This is a genomic window from Rhizobium sp. GCM10022189, assembly GCF_042656325.1.
Lineage (GTDB): Bacteria > Pseudomonadota > Alphaproteobacteria > Rhizobiales > Rhizobiaceae > Rhizobium.
This window is the reverse complement of sequence record NZ_JBHSOR010000047.1, coordinates 137,941-152,127: the sequence shown is the minus strand read 5'-3', so window position 1 is coordinate 152,127 and position 14,187 is coordinate 137,941. Positions and strand designations below refer to the sequence as shown.

At 61.7% G+C, this 14,187-nt stretch carries 18 protein-coding genes; 13 read left to right on the top strand and 5 right to left on the bottom strand.

Features of this window, described 5'->3' with window-relative positions; translation table 11 throughout:
• Window position 1: 1 nt before the first annotated feature.
• Window positions 2–304, bottom strand: coding sequence for a hypothetical protein (locus ACFPWW_RS20805; protein ID WP_377313105.1), 303 nt, complete (start codon window positions 302–304; stop codon window positions 2–4).
• 197 nt (window positions 305–501) lie between these two features.
• Between ACFPWW_RS20805 and ACFPWW_RS20800 the strand changes: the two genes are divergently transcribed.
• On the top strand, window positions 502–1,092 hold the full coding sequence (locus ACFPWW_RS20800; RefSeq protein ID WP_377313104.1) for a YqaA family protein: 591 nt from the start codon (window positions 502–504) through the stop codon (window positions 1,090–1,092).
• A gap of 22 nt (window positions 1,093–1,114) precedes the next feature.
• The gene (locus tag ACFPWW_RS20795; RefSeq protein ID WP_112571720.1) at window positions 1,115–1,630 is read left to right on the top strand and encodes a disulfide bond formation protein B; all 516 of its coding nucleotides are present in this window, start codon (window positions 1,115–1,117) and stop codon (window positions 1,628–1,630) included.
• Window positions 1,631–1,639: 9 nt separating this feature from the next.
• On the opposite strand, the gene ACFPWW_RS20790 is transcribed toward ACFPWW_RS20795, so the two are convergent.
• Both ACFPWW_RS20790 and ACFPWW_RS20785 read right to left on the bottom strand, forming a co-directional pair.
• Complete coding sequence (locus tag ACFPWW_RS20790) at window positions 1,640–2,197, bottom strand: HNH endonuclease (protein WP_112571722.1); 558 nt, start codon at window positions 2,195–2,197, stop codon at window positions 1,640–1,642.
• Window positions 2,198–2,309: 112 nt separating this feature from the next.
• Complete coding sequence (locus ACFPWW_RS20785) at window positions 2,310–2,996, bottom strand: DNA-3-methyladenine glycosylase family protein (RefSeq protein WP_112756622.1); 687 nt, start codon at window positions 2,994–2,996, stop codon at window positions 2,310–2,312.
• Between ACFPWW_RS20785 and gluQRS the strand changes: the two genes are divergently transcribed.
• Entirely contained in the window at window positions 2,995–3,876 is an 882-nt protein-coding gene (gene gluQRS / locus ACFPWW_RS20780) for a tRNA glutamyl-Q(34) synthetase GluQRS (protein WP_112571726.1), read from the top strand. The two genes, ACFPWW_RS20785 and gluQRS, sit on opposite strands and share 2 nt — an antisense overlap.
• On the opposite strand, the gene ACFPWW_RS20775 is transcribed toward gluQRS, so the two are convergent.
• Window positions 3,841–4,827, bottom strand: coding sequence for a YihY/virulence factor BrkB family protein (locus ACFPWW_RS20775; protein WP_112571728.1), 987 nt, complete (start codon window positions 4,825–4,827; stop codon window positions 3,841–3,843). The genes gluQRS and ACFPWW_RS20775 overlap by 36 nt on opposite strands.
• Window positions 4,828–4,895: 68 nt before the next feature.
• On the opposite strand from ACFPWW_RS20775, the gene ACFPWW_RS20770 reads away from it, so the two are divergent.
• The 7 genes from ACFPWW_RS20770 to ACFPWW_RS20740 all read left to right on the top strand — a co-directional run bounded on the left by ACFPWW_RS20770 (window position 4,896) and on the right by ACFPWW_RS20740 (window position 10,280).
• Window positions 4,896–5,729, top strand: coding sequence for an SDR family oxidoreductase (locus ACFPWW_RS20770; protein WP_377313103.1), 834 nt, complete (start codon window positions 4,896–4,898; stop codon window positions 5,727–5,729).
• A gap of 17 nt (window positions 5,730–5,746) precedes the next feature.
• Entirely contained in the window at window positions 5,747–5,950 is a 204-nt protein-coding gene (locus ACFPWW_RS20765) for a twin transmembrane helix small protein (RefSeq protein ID WP_112571731.1), read from the top strand.
• A 14-nt stretch (window positions 5,951–5,964) separates the two neighbouring features.
• On the top strand, window positions 5,965–6,543 hold the full coding sequence (locus ACFPWW_RS20760) for a cob(I)yrinic acid a,c-diamide adenosyltransferase (protein WP_377313102.1): 579 nt from the start codon (window positions 5,965–5,967) through the stop codon (window positions 6,541–6,543).
• A gap of 37 nt (window positions 6,544–6,580) precedes the next feature.
• Window positions 6,581–7,366: a rhomboid family intramembrane serine protease gene (locus tag ACFPWW_RS20755; RefSeq protein WP_112705832.1), complete on the top strand. Its 786-nt coding sequence runs from the start codon at window positions 6,581–6,583 to the stop codon at window positions 7,364–7,366.
• Between the two features lie 183 nt (window positions 7,367–7,549).
• Window positions 7,550–8,299 carry an electron transfer flavoprotein subunit beta/FixA family protein gene (locus ACFPWW_RS20750; protein WP_112571737.1) on the top strand — a complete coding sequence of 250 codons (750 nt, stop codon included), beginning with the start codon at window positions 7,550–7,552 and terminating at the stop codon, window positions 8,297–8,299.
• A gap of 22 nt (window positions 8,300–8,321) precedes the next feature.
• Window positions 8,322–9,251, top strand: a complete 930-nt coding sequence (locus tag ACFPWW_RS20745; RefSeq protein WP_112756612.1) for an electron transfer flavoprotein subunit alpha/FixB family protein — start codon at window positions 8,322–8,324, stop codon at window positions 9,249–9,251.
• 147 nt (window positions 9,252–9,398) lie between these two features.
• Entirely contained in the window at window positions 9,399–10,280 is an 882-nt protein-coding gene (locus ACFPWW_RS20740) for a 3-hydroxybutyryl-CoA dehydrogenase (RefSeq protein WP_112571741.1), read from the top strand.
• Window positions 10,281–10,459: 179 nt separating this feature from the next.
• Here the strand turns inward: ACFPWW_RS20740 and tlpA are convergent, their stop codons facing one another.
• Window positions 10,460–11,122: a thiol:disulfide interchange protein TlpA gene (gene tlpA, locus ACFPWW_RS20735; RefSeq protein ID WP_112705829.1), complete on the bottom strand. Its 663-nt coding sequence runs from the start codon at window positions 11,120–11,122 to the stop codon at window positions 10,460–10,462.
• A gap of 26 nt (window positions 11,123–11,148) precedes the next feature.
• Between tlpA and argH the strand changes: the two genes are divergently transcribed.
• The 3 genes from argH to lysA all read left to right on the top strand — a co-directional run bounded on the left by argH (window position 11,149) and on the right by lysA (window position 14,155).
• Window positions 11,149–12,552, top strand: a complete 1,404-nt coding sequence (gene argH / locus ACFPWW_RS20730) for an argininosuccinate lyase (protein ID WP_377313101.1) — start codon at window positions 11,149–11,151, stop codon at window positions 12,550–12,552.
• 127 nt (window positions 12,553–12,679) lie between these two features.
• Entirely contained in the window at window positions 12,680–12,874 is a 195-nt protein-coding gene (lptM, locus tag ACFPWW_RS20725) for an LPS translocon maturation chaperone LptM (protein ID WP_112571745.1), read from the top strand.
• A 12-nt stretch (window positions 12,875–12,886) separates the two neighbouring features.
• Window positions 12,887–14,155, top strand: a complete 1,269-nt coding sequence (gene lysA, locus ACFPWW_RS20720; protein ID WP_112571747.1) for a diaminopimelate decarboxylase — start codon at window positions 12,887–12,889, stop codon at window positions 14,153–14,155.
• The last annotated feature ends 32 nt before the right edge of the window (window positions 14,156–14,187 follow it).

Genomic DNA, 14,187 nt, shown 5'->3' with positions numbered 1-14,187 from the left:
GTCAGCCTGTTGTGACGTCATCCAGTTTCGGCCAGTAGAGATCCGAATGGAAATCGGCCGGAATACGATCGAGACGGCAGATTGCCTCGGCGGCAAATTCGATCTGCATGGCAAGATATCTGAGCGAAGATGGCATCGGCACGCCTGCCGCATGTTCCATGGCGCGCGACCGGTGATAGCCGCTGGCGCCAAGGCGTCGCTTGGCCTCGCGCCGGACATCCTCACGGTTTGGCCAGCCGCTCTCCGCTCCGTCGTCCCGTTCCCTGGCGGTACTGAGCCCGCCCTCTATGACCTTCAGTCGCATGACATGCCATCGCGTATCTACCCTCCCATAAATTGCCGCAGATCGGCCGCCTTGCCATCCTGCTAAATCTTGGGAGGGCAAACGGCGACAGATCACGAAAATTTTCAATGCCAAGAGCGGGAAGCCGGCGGCCGAGCATTTACAGCGTCATGATCGCCCCCTAATGCTTTGTGCGTCGCAACAGAGAAAGGAAACGGATGCTCCGCAGACTTTACGACTGGACCATGTCTCTGGCCTCGAAGAAATCGGCCGAAGTCTGGCTCGCCGTCATCGCCTTCGTCGAAAGCTCCGTCTTTCTGGTTCCCGCTGACGTGCTCTTCCTGCCGATGTCACTTGCCAGACCCGAACGTTCCTACCGCTACGCGATCGTCGCCACCGTCGCCTCGGTGCTGGGTGGCATCGCCGGTTGGGCGCTCGGCTACTACGCCTATGAAACCATTGCGCGCCCGATCCTGGAATTCTACGGAAAGCTCGACCAGTTCGAGCAGATGAAATCCTACGTCACCTACGAGACGATCCTGCTGCTGCTCGTCACCTCGGGTCTGGCCCACCTGCCCCCGATCAAGGTCGTGACGATCCTGTCTGGCGTCATCCATGTCGGCCTGCCGCTTTTCATCGTTTCGGCAATCGTCGCCCGCGGCGCCCGTTTTCTCTTCCTTGCCTGGCTGTTGCGCCGCTACGGCGAACCGATCCGCCATTTCATCGAGAAGCGCCTCGGCCAGATCGTCAGCATCGGCGCGACGGCCGTGATCGTGCTATACATCGCCTACCGATATTTTGCCCACTGAGCCAACTTCGCGGAGTTCCGCCATGAATGCCACCACCTCGCCGCTTGCCCGCCCGGGTGTCGTCTTGCCGTTGCTGCTTGCCATCGCGATGGCGGCAGTCGTCGGAACGGCTCTCGGCTTCCAGTATATCGGCGGCTATATTCCCTGCGCGCTCTGCCTGCTGCAGCGCCAGCCCTATTATTATGGCATTCCGATTGCGATCGTCGGCGCAGTCACGGCGCTCGTTGGCCTGCCGAACTGGATGACGCGCGCCATCATTCTCGCCGTCGGCATCCTGATGCTCGTCAGCGCTGGCATGGGCGTCTACCACGCCGGCGTCGAGTGGCACTTCTGGCCGGGTCCGGCCACCTGCTCGACCACCGCCAGCAGCATGACCACCAATGCCGGCGATCTCCTGGGCGAGCTGAACTCGATCAAGGGCCCGTCCTGCACGGACGCGGCGCTGCGCGTTCTCGGCCTGTCCTTTGCGGGCTGGAATGTGATCGCAAGCCTCATCCTCGCAGCCTTCGCCTTCTGGAGCGTGAAGAAGACTGCGTAAGAGCTTCGATCAGGGCTGCAGCTCGGTATCCCAGTAGAGGTAATCGAGCCAGCTGTCGTGCAGATAGTTCGGCGGGAAGAGCCGGCCGTTATTGTGCAGATCCTGCACGGTCGGCTGGTACGGCTTCTGCGCCGGGAACATGCCCGCCTGCTTCGGAAGCTTGCTGCCCTTGCGAAGGTTGCAGGGCGAACAGGCTGCCACGACATTCTCCCAGGTCGTCTCGCCGCCGTGGGCACGGGGGATGACATGGTCGAAAGTCAGATCGTCATGAGCGCCGCAATACTGGCACTCGAACCTGTCGCGCAGGAAGACGTTGAAGCGGGTGAAGGCGGGATTGCGGGACGGCTGAACGTAAGTCTTGAGGCACACGACACTCGGCAGCCGCATCGAGAAGCTCGGTGAGGAAACCTCGTGCTCATATTCCGCGATAATGTTCACACGGTCGAGAAATACCGCCTTGATCGCGTCCTGCCAGGACCAGAGCGACAAGGGGTAATAACTCAGCGGCCGGTAGTCAGCGTTCAGGACGAGCGCTGGCAGGGCCTGTGGTGAGACTGCAATCGTCAAGGAGCCCTCCTGGATCGATTCGGCATCTGCACCTGTATATTAGGCCGGTTGTTACAGGATTGTGAAGTCCAATAAATTCAGGGGATAAAGGCGAATAGACGGATGGCGTCCGTCAGCCGATCGGCAACACGTCGCGACGCATTTTTGCGGCGTAATATGCCCAGAAAAGCCGGGCTGCCACGGAGCGCCAGGGCGACCAGATTTCCGCAAGCCCTGCAAGGGCTTTGGCTTGCGGGCGTTCAGCGAGACCGAATGCCGCAGCGACTGCCGCCTGCAGCGCCACGTCGCCCGCCGGAAACACATCCACATGGCCGCCGCAGAACATCAGATAGACCTCGGCCGTCCACGGTCCGATTCCCTTCTGCGCCGTGAGCTCAGCGAGCGCTTCGGCAGGCGGTTTTTGCGCCAGCGCCTGCAGATTGATTCGCCCGGAAGCCACCGCCTGCGCAATCCGCGTCAGCGTGTCGGCCTTGGCGCGCGAAAGCCCGAATTCGCGCCAGGCATCGGGGTGAAGCAATATGTAAGTTTCCGCGCTCAGCAATCCGCTTTCGGGCTGCATCCGCCGCCAGATCGCTTCGGCGCTGGCGCGCGATACCATTTGCGAAACGATGATGTGGGCAAGCCCCGCAAAACCCGGCTCGCGCAGCCGCAGCGGGACCGGGCCGGCCTCCCTGGCGATCGCCACGAGCCGGGGATCGAGAACGAGAAGAGCGGCAAGCCCCTCTTCAATATCCTTTTCATTGCTGATGACCCGCACCTTGCCTCGCGATCGCTTCAAATCCGTGCCAGAAGAAAGCATGATCACGACTCCGCGTCAAAAACCCGTCTTCCGTTTCGCCCCGAGCCCCAACGGGCCACTGCACCTCGGCCACGCGCTGTCGGCCTTCCTGAACGAAGACATGGCGAAAGCGGCGGAAGGCCGGTTGCTGCTGCGCATTGAAGACATCGACCTGACACGCTGCACACCCGAATTCGAAGCCGGCATCTATGCCGATCTCACTTGGCTCGGGATAGAATGGGAGCAGCCGGTACGCCGCCAGTCCGAACATTTTTCCGAATACCAGGCCGCCCTCCGCTCTCTGATCGAACGCAGGCTGGTCTATCCGTCGTTCCTGACACGTGGCGAGGTCAAGACCCGCGTTGCGGCCTACGAGCGCGTGAACGGTCCCTGGCCGCGCGATCCCGACGGCACGCCGCATTATCCGGCCGATGATCGTGACCGGAGCGAGGAAGAGCGCGAGGCCCTGCTGGCCTCCGGCCTGAAACATGCCTGGCGCCTCGACATGCATAGAGCGATGGACCTGCTCGCCGAGCCGCTGTTCTGGACCGAAACCGGCGACGAACGAAAGGGCGACATCCTCGCCGAGCCGGCCGCCTGGGGCGATATCGTTCTCTCGCGCTCGGATGCTCCCTCCAGCTACCATCTCTCCGTCGTCATCGACGACGCGCTGCAGGGCGTGACCCATGTCGTGCGTGGCCTCGACCTCTTTCACGCCACCTCGGTCCACCGGCTGCTGCAGACGCTGCTGGACCTGCCGCAGCCCGTCTACCACCATCACCGCCTGATTGCGGACGGAGAGGGTCGCAAGCTCTCCAAGAGCCAGGGCGACACCGGCCTTGCGGAACTGCGCGCAAGAGGCCTGTCAGCTGCCGATATTCGCCGTCTTGTCGGGCTTTGACTTGTCGGGCTTTGATTTGGCAACATGATCGCGGCCGACCACGGAAAACGTGCGCGAGAAATTGCGCAGCACCCGAAACTTCATCAGCGCCGCATTGATCTCTGCGCCGACGATGAAAATGACGCCCACCATGTAGAGGAAAATCAGCACGATCATCACGGATGCCAGACCGGCATAGGTGGCGGTGTAATTGGCGAAGGTCGCGAGGTAGTAGGCAAAGATCAAGGCACCCGCGAGCCAAAGCAGCAAGGTGAGAAGAACGCCGGGAACAACATCGAAGACGCGGCGCTTGCCGGCGGGCAACCATAGATGCACAACCAGCAGACCGAGCGTCAGAAGCAGCAGAGTGCCGTAGATTCGCCAGCCGAAGACGATTTCGAGCGTATCGACCGCCGTTGGCAGCCATTGCCTTACGATTTCCGGAAGCAGTTCGAGAGTATCGGTATGCAACAGCCAGTCGCGCGCGTAATCGAGGCCGACGGGGACGGCAACAAGCAGGATGCTGATGGCCGCGACGATAATGACCGCGACAAGCACGTAGCCGAGACTGAAAAGGCGCGTCAGGTACCATGGCCTGGTTTCCTGCACGCGATAGGCGCGGTTGAGCGAGATGCGCAGGGCTTCCACGCCATTTGAAGCAAAGTATGCCGCCGCAAGCACCGAGATGGTGAGAAGACCGCCACGCGGGATTGTCAGAACCTCGACGAGCTGGTCAGAAAGCGGCTTGGCGATAGCCGCCGGCCAGGTGTCGAAGATGAAATGGATCGCGTAGTTCGAAAATTGATCTGCGCCGAGAAAATTGGCAAGCGCCGTGCCGAAGATCAGGAAGGGAAAGACCGCAAGCAGGCTGGAGAGTGCCACATGGCTCGCCATGGCAAAACCGTCATCGTCGATGAGGTGGCAGATGGCGTCGTAGACCACATCATAGAGGGTGCGCAGGACTTTCTGCATTCGGCTTCCCAATTGTATCCTTCCCGCGAATATGGGAAACGAGTCCTACTTTGTACAGGAATCATTGAATGGCGGAGTCGCGCACCATCGTCGTCACCGGATGCTCTTCCGGCATCGGCGCCTATTGCGCCCGCGCCTTGAGAGCGGATGGCTGGCGGGTCTTCGCCACAGTCCGCAAAACCGAGGATATGCCGTCGCTGGAAACAGACGGCATCGAAGCCCTGCTGATGGACTATACTCAGCCGGAGACGATCTCGGCTCTGGTGAGGACAGTGGCCGAACGCAGCGGCGGGCGAATCGATGCGATGTTCAACAACGGCGCCTACGGGCAGCCGGGCGCGGTCGAGGATCTCCCCACCCAGGCGCTGCGCGACCAGTTCGAGACGAATGTCTTCGGCTGGCATGAACTCACCCGGCAGGTCATTCCCCTCATGCGCCGGCGCGGTGAAGGCCGCATCGTGCAATGTTCCTCGATCCTCGGCCTTGTGCCTTATCGCTATCGCGGCGCCTACACCGCCTCGAAATTCGCCTTGGAAGGCCTGAGCGTCACCTTGCGCATGGAACTGCAGGGAAGCGGCATTCACGTGAGCCTGATCGAGCCTGGACCGATCGCCAGCCGTTTCACGGCCAATGCTTTGGCGAAGATCCGTGAGCATATCGACGTTGAAAACTCTCCGCACGCGATCGAATACCGGCGGCAGCTTGCCCGTCTCGAAGGCTCGGGTCCGATCAACAGGCACAAGCTTGGTCCCGAGGCGGTCTATGCGGTATTGACGCATGCATTGAACTCGAAAAAACCGAAGCCACATTATCCGGTAACGACTCCGGCGAAACAGGGTATGATATTGAAGAGGCTGCTTCCGGCCGACCTTTTCTACCGCCTGATGCGCTGGACGGACTGAAGAGAAAAGAGACTGCCATGTCCACGGTCACCTACGTCATCGCGATCATCGTCATGGGCCTCGTCGCCCTTGTCCTGATCCGCGGCCTGTTCAACATGATGAAGGGTGGCGATGCGAACCTTTCCAACAAGCTGATGCAGCTTCGCGTGCTCCTGCAGGCGATCGCCGTCGTCCTGATCATGCTGACGCTGTGGCTGACCGGCGGCGGACGCCCGAGCTGATCCGAGAACCGGCAATGGTCAAGCTCAACAAGATCTATACCAGAACCGGAGACGACGGCACCACGGCGCTGGTTTCCGGCCCGCGCCGCGTCAAACACGATCTGCGCGTCGAAGCCTACGGAACGATCGACGAAACCAATTCGGCAATCGGCGTTGCGAGACTGCACACGGCAGGCCTGCACCAGCTCGACGCCATGCTGGTGCTGATCCAGAACGACCTGTTCGACCTCGGCGCCGACCTCGCCACTCCGGAGACAGACGAGCCACCGGCCTATGAGCCTCTTCGCATCGTCGAAAGCCAGGTTGACAGGCTGGAGCAGGATATCGACAGGCTGAATGCCGATCTGGCGCCGCTGAAATCCTTCGTGCTGCCCGCGGGCAGCCCTGCCGCCGCCCATCTGCACCTTGCCCGGACGGTTGCGCGCCGCGCCGAACGGCTGATGGTCGCCCTTGCCCGCAGCGAGGGAGAAGCGGTCAGCGCCGCAGCGCTCAAATATGTCAACCGCCTCTCCGACTTCCTGTTCGTCGCCGCCCGCCACGCCAATGACGGCGGCAAGGCGGATGTGCTTTGGGCTCCCGGAAAAAACAGGTAGGGTCGCAGCCATCACGATCGCCCGGGGGCAGGCCTTCATGTTCATACCGCTGCACGATGCCAATACGCTGAAGCATATCAAGGTCCAGTGGGTCACGCTTGGCCTGATGGCGGCAAACATCGCCGCCTGGATCTTCACGACAGTCGAAAGCGAGCAGGTCGCCCAAGCCGCAACCATCGGCCTCGGTTATATCCCGGCTATCATCTTCGGCCACGCCGAACTGGCGCCGGGGCTGGAGATCGTGCCGGAGGCGGCGACCTACATTACCTATTCCTTCATTCATACGGGTTTCTGGCATCTTGCCGGCAACATGATCTTCCTCTGGGTCTTCGGCGACAATGTCGAGGATGCGATGGGGCATTTGCGCTTCCTCGTCTTTTACCTCGCCTGCGCTGCGGCCGGCGCCCTCTGCCACGGCCTGCTGTCGACGGCGTCGGAGGCGCCGCTCGTCGGCGCGTCGGGTGCGATTTCCGGCGTCGTCGCCGCCTATCTCATGCTGCATCCGCGCGTACGCGTCTGGGTATTGGTCTTCTTCCGCGTGCCCCTGCCGCTGCCGGCCTTCATTCCGCTCCTCTTCTGGGTCGGTCAGCAGTTTTTCATGCTGCTGGCCGATGCCAACGGCAATGTCTCCTGGGGCGCGCATGTCGGCGGCATCATAGCGGGTGCCCTGCTCGTTTTCATTTTGCGCCGGCCTGGCGTGCCGCTTTTCGACCGGCAGATCGTCACGCCGCGTGCCGTCCAGGATCGGCCGATCCCCATCCGCGTTACCGCTTCGGGCATGCCCGCACCGCCGCGCCTGCCCTGGGGGCGGGACAAGCTTTAATATTGACGTGAACGTAAACGTTAATATATTGCGATTCAAATCGACCGGCAGCGTCAGGCAAGCGTTGTATTTGGAGGAAAAACGCGTATCCATGTCGCCATTCGACAATCGGAGCGGCGCCCGAGCGCGCATTTTCCCAGAAGTCTCTGTTGAAGGCCCATCTCTGTTCGAAGGAAGGACCCCATGAAAATTCTCGTCCCAGTCAAGCGCGTTGTCGATTACAACGTGAAGATCCGCGTCAAGCCGGATGGATCGGGCGTCGACCTCGCCAACGTCAAGATGTCGATGAACCCGTTCGACGAGATTTCCGTTGAGGAAGCCCTTCGCCTGAAGGAGGCCGGCAAGGCCGAAGAGGTCGTCGTCGTCTCGATCGGCCCGGCCAAGGCAGAGGAAACGCTGCGCACCGCGCTCGCCATGGGCGCCGATCGCGCCATCCTCGTCGAGACCGACGACGCGGTCGAACCGCTCGCCGTCGCCAAGATCCTCAAGGGCGTCGCCGATGCCGAAAAGCCGGGTCTCATCATCGTCGGCAAACAGGCGATCGACGACGATTCCAACCAGACCGGCCAGATGCTCGCAGCCCTTCTCGGCTCGGCGCAGGCAACCTTCGCCTCCAAGGTCGAGATCGACGGCGACAGCGCGACCGTCACGCGCGAAATCGACGGCGGCCTGCAGACGATCAAGGTCAAGCTTCCGGCCGTCGTGACGACCGACCTGCGCCTCAACGAGCCGCGTTACGCCACGCTGCCCAACATCATGAAGGCGAAGAAGAAGCCGCTCGACAAGAAGAGCCCGGCCGATTTCGGCGTTTCCACCACCCCGCGCCTCAAGGTTTTGAAGACGGAGGAGCCGTCCGGCCGCAAGGCGGGCGTCAAGGTAAAATCGGTCGCCGAGCTTGTCGACAAGCTCAAGAACGAAGCCGGCGTCCTCTAAGGTTCGAGAAAGGATTACGAATATGGCCATTCTTCTTCTGGCTGACCACGACAATGCGAGCCTTTCCGACCAGACCGCCAAGGCCCTGACGGCGGCCGCCGGGATCGGCGGCGACATCCACGTTCTCGTCGCCGGCAAGGGTGCCAAGGCTGCCGCCGACGCGGCTGCGAAACTGTCAGGCGTTTCCAAGGTGCTGCTCGCCGAAAGCGACGACCTCGCCAACAACCTTGCCGAACCGCTGGCCGACCTGATCGTCTCGCTGGCCGGCAGCTATGACACGATCGTCGCTGCCGCCACATCGACCGGCAAGAACGTCATGCCGCGCGTCGCAGCCCTCCTCGATATCGCCCAGATCTCCGAAATCGTCGAAGTGGTTTCGCCCGACACCTTCAAGCGCCCGATCTACGCCGGCAACGCCATCCAGACGGTGCAGGCAACCGACGCCAAGAAGGTCATCACCGTACGCACCGCCTCCTTCGCCTCTGCTGCCGAGGGCGGCTCTGCCGCTGTCGAGCCTGTTGCGGCCACCTCCAATCCCGGCCTTTCGACCTTCGTTTCCGACGCGTTGTCGGCCTCCGAACGGCCGGAACTGACCTCCGCCAGGATCATCATTTCCGGCGGCCGTGCGCTCGGCTCGGCCGAAAAGTTCAAGGAAGTCATTCTGCCGGTCGCCGACAAGCTCGGCGCCGCCGTCGGCGCTTCCCGCGCCGCCGTCGATGCCGGTTACGCCCCGAACGACTGGCAGGTCGGCCAGACCGGCAAGGTCGTCGCACCGCAGCTCTACATCGCCTGCGGCATCTCCGGCGCCATCCAGCATCTCGCCGGCATGAAGGATTCGAAGGTCATCGTCGCCATCAACAAGGACGAGGAAGCACCGATATTCCAGATTGCCGACTATGGACTTGTCGCCGATCTCTTCGACGTGCTGCCGGAGCTCGAAAAAGCCCTCTGATCGGGCATATTGCCTTCTTTTCGCACTTGCGAATGACTGGAAAATTGTCTTCTATCGGTCTACTACTTTTGCCGGGCGATCTTTCGTCCGGCAATTTCATATAAAAATACCGGCAGCGCGGGGGCGTATGCCGGGCGGGGGTTGGAGATGAGCGCGGTGTTGAAGAATATTGGTATCATCGGTGCGGGCCAGATGGGCTGTGGCATCGCGCATGTTTCGGCCGCCGCAGGATACAAGGTTCACATTTACGATCTGTCGCAGGATCGCATCGAGTCCGGCCTTGCCACCATCAACGGCAATTTTGCCCGGCAGGTGACGAACGGCAAGATGACCGATGCAGAGCGCAGCGCGGCGCTTTCGCGCATCACCGGTTCGGCTGACATCAACGACCTTGCCCCCTCCGACCTCGTCATCGAAGCGGCGACCGAGGATGAAAGCGTCAAGCGCAAGATCTATGCGCAGGTCTGTCCGGTTCTGAAACCGGAAGCGATCCTTGCCACCAACACGTCCTCGCTGTCGATCACCCGACTGGCGGCTGCGACCGACCGTGCCGAGCGCTTCATGGGCATCCATTTCATGAATCCGGTGCCGGTCATGAAACTCGTGGAACTGGTGCGCGGCATTGCCACCGAAGAAACGACCTTCTCCGCCGCCAAGGAATTCGTCGCATCGCTGGAAAAGACGGTGACGGTGGCCGAGGATTTCCCGGCCTTCATCGTCAACCGCATCCTGCTGCCGATGATCAACGAAGCGATCTATACGCTCTATGAAGGCGTCGGCACGGTCGATGCCATCGACACGGCCATGAGACTTGGCGCCAACCACCCGATGGGACCGCTACAGCTTGCAGATTTCATTGGCCTCGACACCTGCCTGTCGATCATGCAGGTGCTGCACGACGGCCTTGCCGACAGCAAGTACCGCCCCTGCCCGCTGCTGGTGAAATATGTCGAAGCTGGCTGGCTCGGCCGCAAATCCGGCCGCGGCTTCTACGATTATCGCGGCGAAACCCCGGTTCCGACCCGCTGAGGGATGATCGCCTGAAAAGGCGAATGGAACAAATGTCCGCGACATGCTTTCCTTGCGATCAACGGAAGGAAAATCCCATGTCGAGCGAATTGCCGATGTTCGTGCTGCAATGCTGCGTCCTGATCGGGCTTGCAGGCATCTTCCTCATTCGCGGCGCCGGCGATTCCTGACCGCCGCTCTCAAGAGCCTACGGCACCCTTGATCAGCGCCTTGGCGTCTTCGCTGTCCCAGGCGGCGGGGCCGTTCATGGCCGAGATCAGGCAGCCCTTGTCATCGAGCAGCAGCGTCACTGGAAGGCCGAAGGCAAGGCCCTCTTTCTTCAGGCTGTTGAAGACACCGATCGTATTGTCTCGGTAGAGCTGCAGGGCATCGACCCCGATTTCGCTGAGGAAGGCTTTCGGCTTCTCGTCGTCGCCACTATCGATATTGACGGGCACGACCTGGAACCTGTCGCTGCCCATCTCCTTCTCCAATGCGTTGAGCGCCGGCATCTCCTCGCGGCAGGGCACGCACCATGTGGCCCAGAGATTGAGAAGCACGGTCTTGCCCGCAAAATGATCGAGCGTCATCGGCTGGCCGTCCGGACCGTTGAAGGCGACGGTCTGAAGTTTCTTCGGCTGGCTGGCGGCGACCATGGCGGCAACCTGGCCCTTCATGAGCGGGCTCAGATTGGCGGCGCGCTCCTTCGTCAGCGGGCATTCGGCCGAGGCCGTATCACCGACGCCATTGCCAATGCCCGTCTCCTTCACGTATACCGCTGCCGCACCGGCAACAACGCCTGCAACGGCGGCGATTGCGATCAGTTTCACGGACGGCAGGCCGAAAGGTTTTTTCGTCGTCATTTCATTCTCCAGGACGGGCATCTTCCATGGCCGAGGACAAGACGGACACCAAATCCTCCAACCAGATGTGGGGCGGACGTTTCGCCTCCGGCCCCGATGCGATCATGGAGGAGATAAATGCCTCGATCGGTTTCGACAAGAAGCTGTTTGCCCAGGATATCCGCGGCTCGATCGCGCATGCCACGATGCTCGCCCATCAGGGCATCATTTCAGCAGACGATAAGGACAAGATCGTTCACGGGCTAAACACGATCCTGTCAGAAATCGAAAGCGGCAATTTCGAATTTTCCCGCCAGCTCGAAGACATCCATATGAATGTCGAAGCCCGGCTGGCGACCCTGATCGGCCCGGCGGCCGGTCGTCTCCACACCGCCCGCTCGCGCAACGATCAGGTGGCGCTCGACTTCCGCCTCTGGGTCAAGGAAGAACTGCAGAAGACCGAGGCCATGCTGACGGACCTGATCGCGGCTTTCCTCGATCGCGCCGAGGAACATGCAGACAGCGTCATGCCCGGCTTCACCCATCTGCAGACCGCCCAGCCGGTCACTTTCGGCCATCATTGCATGGCCTATGTGGAAATGTTCGGCCGTGACCGCTCGCGCGTGCGCCATGCGATCGAACATCTGGACGAAAGCCCGATCGGTGCGGCCGCACTCGCCGGCACCGGCTATCCGATCGACCGCCACATGACGGCCAAGGCGCTCGGCTTCCGCGAGCCGACCCGCAATTCGATCGACACGGTCTCGGATCGCGACTTCGCGATCGAATTCCTGGCAATTGCCGCGATCTGCGCCGTGCACCTGTCGCGCCTGGCAGAAGAGATCGTCATCTGGTCGACGCCGCAATTCGGCTTCGTGCGCCTTTCCGACGCCTTCTCGACCGGCTCCTCCATCATGCCGCAGAAGAAAAACCCGGACGCGGCCGAACTGGTGCGCGCCAAGACCGGCCGTATCAACGGCTCGCTGATCGCCCTTTTGACGATCATGAAGGGCCTGCCGCTCGCCTATTCCAAGGACATGCAGGAAGACAAGGAACAGGTCTTCGACGCCGCCGAAAGCCTGGAACTGGCAATTGCTGCCATGACCGGCATGGTCCGCGACATGACGGTCAACACGACGAAAATGAAGGCGGCGGCCGGCTCCGGCTATTCGACCGCGACCGATCTCGCCGACTGGCTGGTACGCAAGGCAGGGCTTCCCTTCCGCGACGCGCACCATGTGACGGGCCGCGCCGTGGCCCTTGCCGAAAGCAGGGGCTGCGATCTCGCCGAACTTCCGCTTGCCGATCTTCAGGCGATCAACCCGGCCATCACCGAGAAGGTCTATGACGTGCTGACGGTCGAGGCTTCGGTTGCAAGCCGCAAGAGCTTCGGCGGAACGGCGCCTTCCGAAGTCAGGAAGCAGATCGCCTATTGGCGCGCCCGCAACTGACGCATTTCCCCGGCGGACAGCAAATGCGCCGGGGACCAGGCTTCAACAATCGGGGTGCACAAGGCTGATAAACTTCGCTATGAAAGTGCCAGTCAGTGCCCGCCCAGTGCCCGATATGAGGATATCCATGCAGACGAGCTTGCCGCATTTCATCCGCCTTACGGTGGTTTTTGCCGTCATCGGCCTTGCCGTTGCCGGATGCGGCCGCAAGGGTGATCTCGACCCGCCGAGCGCCAACGCCACGAAGGGCGGCGACATTTCCAAGCCGACGAAACAGCCGGGTACCGTCGACAAGCCTTTCGTTCTCGATCCCCTTCTCTAAGGCGCGACATCCGTGAACCACTTTGAGTATCGTGACGGCATTCTCTACGCCGAGAACGTTCCCGTTCCCGAGATTGCCAAGGCCGTGGGCACGCCCTTCTACGTCTATTCGACAGCCACGCTCGAACGCCACTACCGGGTCTTCGCCGAAGCCTTCGGCGATGTCGATTCCATGGTCTGTTACGCGATGAAGGCGAATTCGAACCAGGCCGTGCTGAAGACGCTCGGCCGGCTCGGCGCCGGCATCGACGTGGTTTCCGAAGGCGAGCTGCGCCGCGCGCTTGCCGCGGGCGTTCCCGCCAACCGCATCATGTTTTCCGGCGTCGGCAAGACGCCGCACGAGATGGACTATGCGCTGGAAGCCGGCATCTACTGCTTCAACGTCGAATCCGAACCGGAACTCGAAGTCCTCAACCAGCGCGCCGTGCGCGCCGGCAAAAAGGCGCCTGTTTCCTTCCGCATCAATCCCGATGTCGATGCCCGCACCCACGCGAAAATTTCGACGGGCAAGAAGGAAAACAAGTTCGGCATCTCCTGGGAGCGCGCCCGCGCCATCTATGCCCGCGCCGCCAGCCTGCCCGGCATCGAAGTGACCGGCATCGACATGCATATCGGCAGCCAGATCACCGAGCTGCAGCCCTTCGACGATGCCTTCAAGCTGTTGCACGATCTCGTCAACACGCTGCGTGCCGACGGCCACTCCATCCACCATGTCGATATCGGCGGCGGCCTCGGCATCCCCTACAGAGACGACAACGACCCGCCGCCCTTGCCGGACGCCTATGCCGCGGTCGTCAAGAACCAGCTTCGCGCCCTCAACTGCACGATCGTTACCGAGCCGGGCCGCCTGATCGTCGGCAATGCCGGTATTCTCGTGACCGAGGTCATCTACGTGAAGGATGGTGGCGAAAAGACCTTTGTGATCGTCGACGGCGCGATGAACGACCTCATCCGCCCGACACTGTATGAGGCCTATCATGAGATCCGCCCGGTCGTGATTTCGGCCGCCAGCGCGCCGCGCATCCGTGCCGATGTCGTCGGCCCCGTCTGCGAAACGGGCGACTATCTCGCGCTCGACCGCGAAATGGCGACCCCGAAACCGGGCGATCTTCTGGCAGTCGGCACCGCAGGCGCCTATGGCGCGGTCCAGGCCGGCACCTACAATAGCCGCCTGCTGGTGCCCGAAGTCCTGGTCAAGGGCGACGAATTCCATGTGATCCGGCCCCGCCGCACCTATTCCGAGCTGATCGGTCTCGATTCCCTCCCGGCCTGGCTGGACTAAAAGTCGCAATCACTTTTTGGCGACCACACACG

Bases quoted from the DNA above. Each gene is read 5' to 3' on its own strand.
- ACFPWW_RS20770 (WP_377313103.1), top strand. From the start codon at position 4,896: ATGGCGGAGTCGCGCACCATCGTCGTCACCGGATGCTCTTCCGGCATC.
- ACFPWW_RS20795 (WP_112571720.1), top strand. From the start codon at position 1,115: ATGAATGCCACCACCTCGCCGCTTGCCCGCCCGGGTGTCGTCTTGCCG.
- ACFPWW_RS20745 (WP_112756612.1), top strand. From the start codon at position 8,322: ATGGCCATTCTTCTTCTGGCTGACCACGACAATGCGAGCCTTTCCGAC.
- ACFPWW_RS20805 (WP_377313105.1), bottom strand. From the start codon at position 304: ATGCGACTGAAGGTCATAGAGGGCGGGCTCAGTACCGCCAGGGAACGG.
- ACFPWW_RS20740 (WP_112571741.1), top strand. From the start codon at position 9,399: ATGAGCGCGGTGTTGAAGAATATTGGTATCATCGGTGCGGGCCAGATG.
- ACFPWW_RS20755 (WP_112705832.1), top strand. From the start codon at position 6,581: ATGTTCATACCGCTGCACGATGCCAATACGCTGAAGCATATCAAGGTC.
- lptM (WP_112571745.1), top strand. From the start codon at position 12,680: ATGCAGACGAGCTTGCCGCATTTCATCCGCCTTACGGTGGTTTTTGCC.
- ACFPWW_RS20785 (WP_112756622.1), bottom strand. From the start codon at position 2,996: ATGCTTTCTTCTGGCACGGATTTGAAGCGATCGCGAGGCAAGGTGCGG.
- gluQRS (WP_112571726.1), top strand. From the start codon at position 2,995: ATGATCACGACTCCGCGTCAAAAACCCGTCTTCCGTTTCGCCCCGAGC.
- ACFPWW_RS20800 (WP_377313104.1), top strand. From the start codon at position 502: ATGCTCCGCAGACTTTACGACTGGACCATGTCTCTGGCCTCGAAGAAA.
- argH (WP_377313101.1), top strand. From the start codon at position 11,149: ATGGCCGAGGACAAGACGGACACCAAATCCTCCAACCAGATGTGGGGC.
- ACFPWW_RS20760 (WP_377313102.1), top strand. From the start codon at position 5,965: ATGGTCAAGCTCAACAAGATCTATACCAGAACCGGAGACGACGGCACC.
- ACFPWW_RS20750 (WP_112571737.1), top strand. From the start codon at position 7,550: ATGAAAATTCTCGTCCCAGTCAAGCGCGTTGTCGATTACAACGTGAAG.
- tlpA (WP_112705829.1), bottom strand. From the start codon at position 11,122: ATGACGACGAAAAAACCTTTCGGCCTGCCGTCCGTGAAACTGATCGCA.
- ACFPWW_RS20765 (WP_112571731.1), top strand. From the start codon at position 5,747: ATGTCCACGGTCACCTACGTCATCGCGATCATCGTCATGGGCCTCGTC.
- ACFPWW_RS20775 (WP_112571728.1), bottom strand. From the start codon at position 4,827: ATGCAGAAAGTCCTGCGCACCCTCTATGATGTGGTCTACGACGCCATC.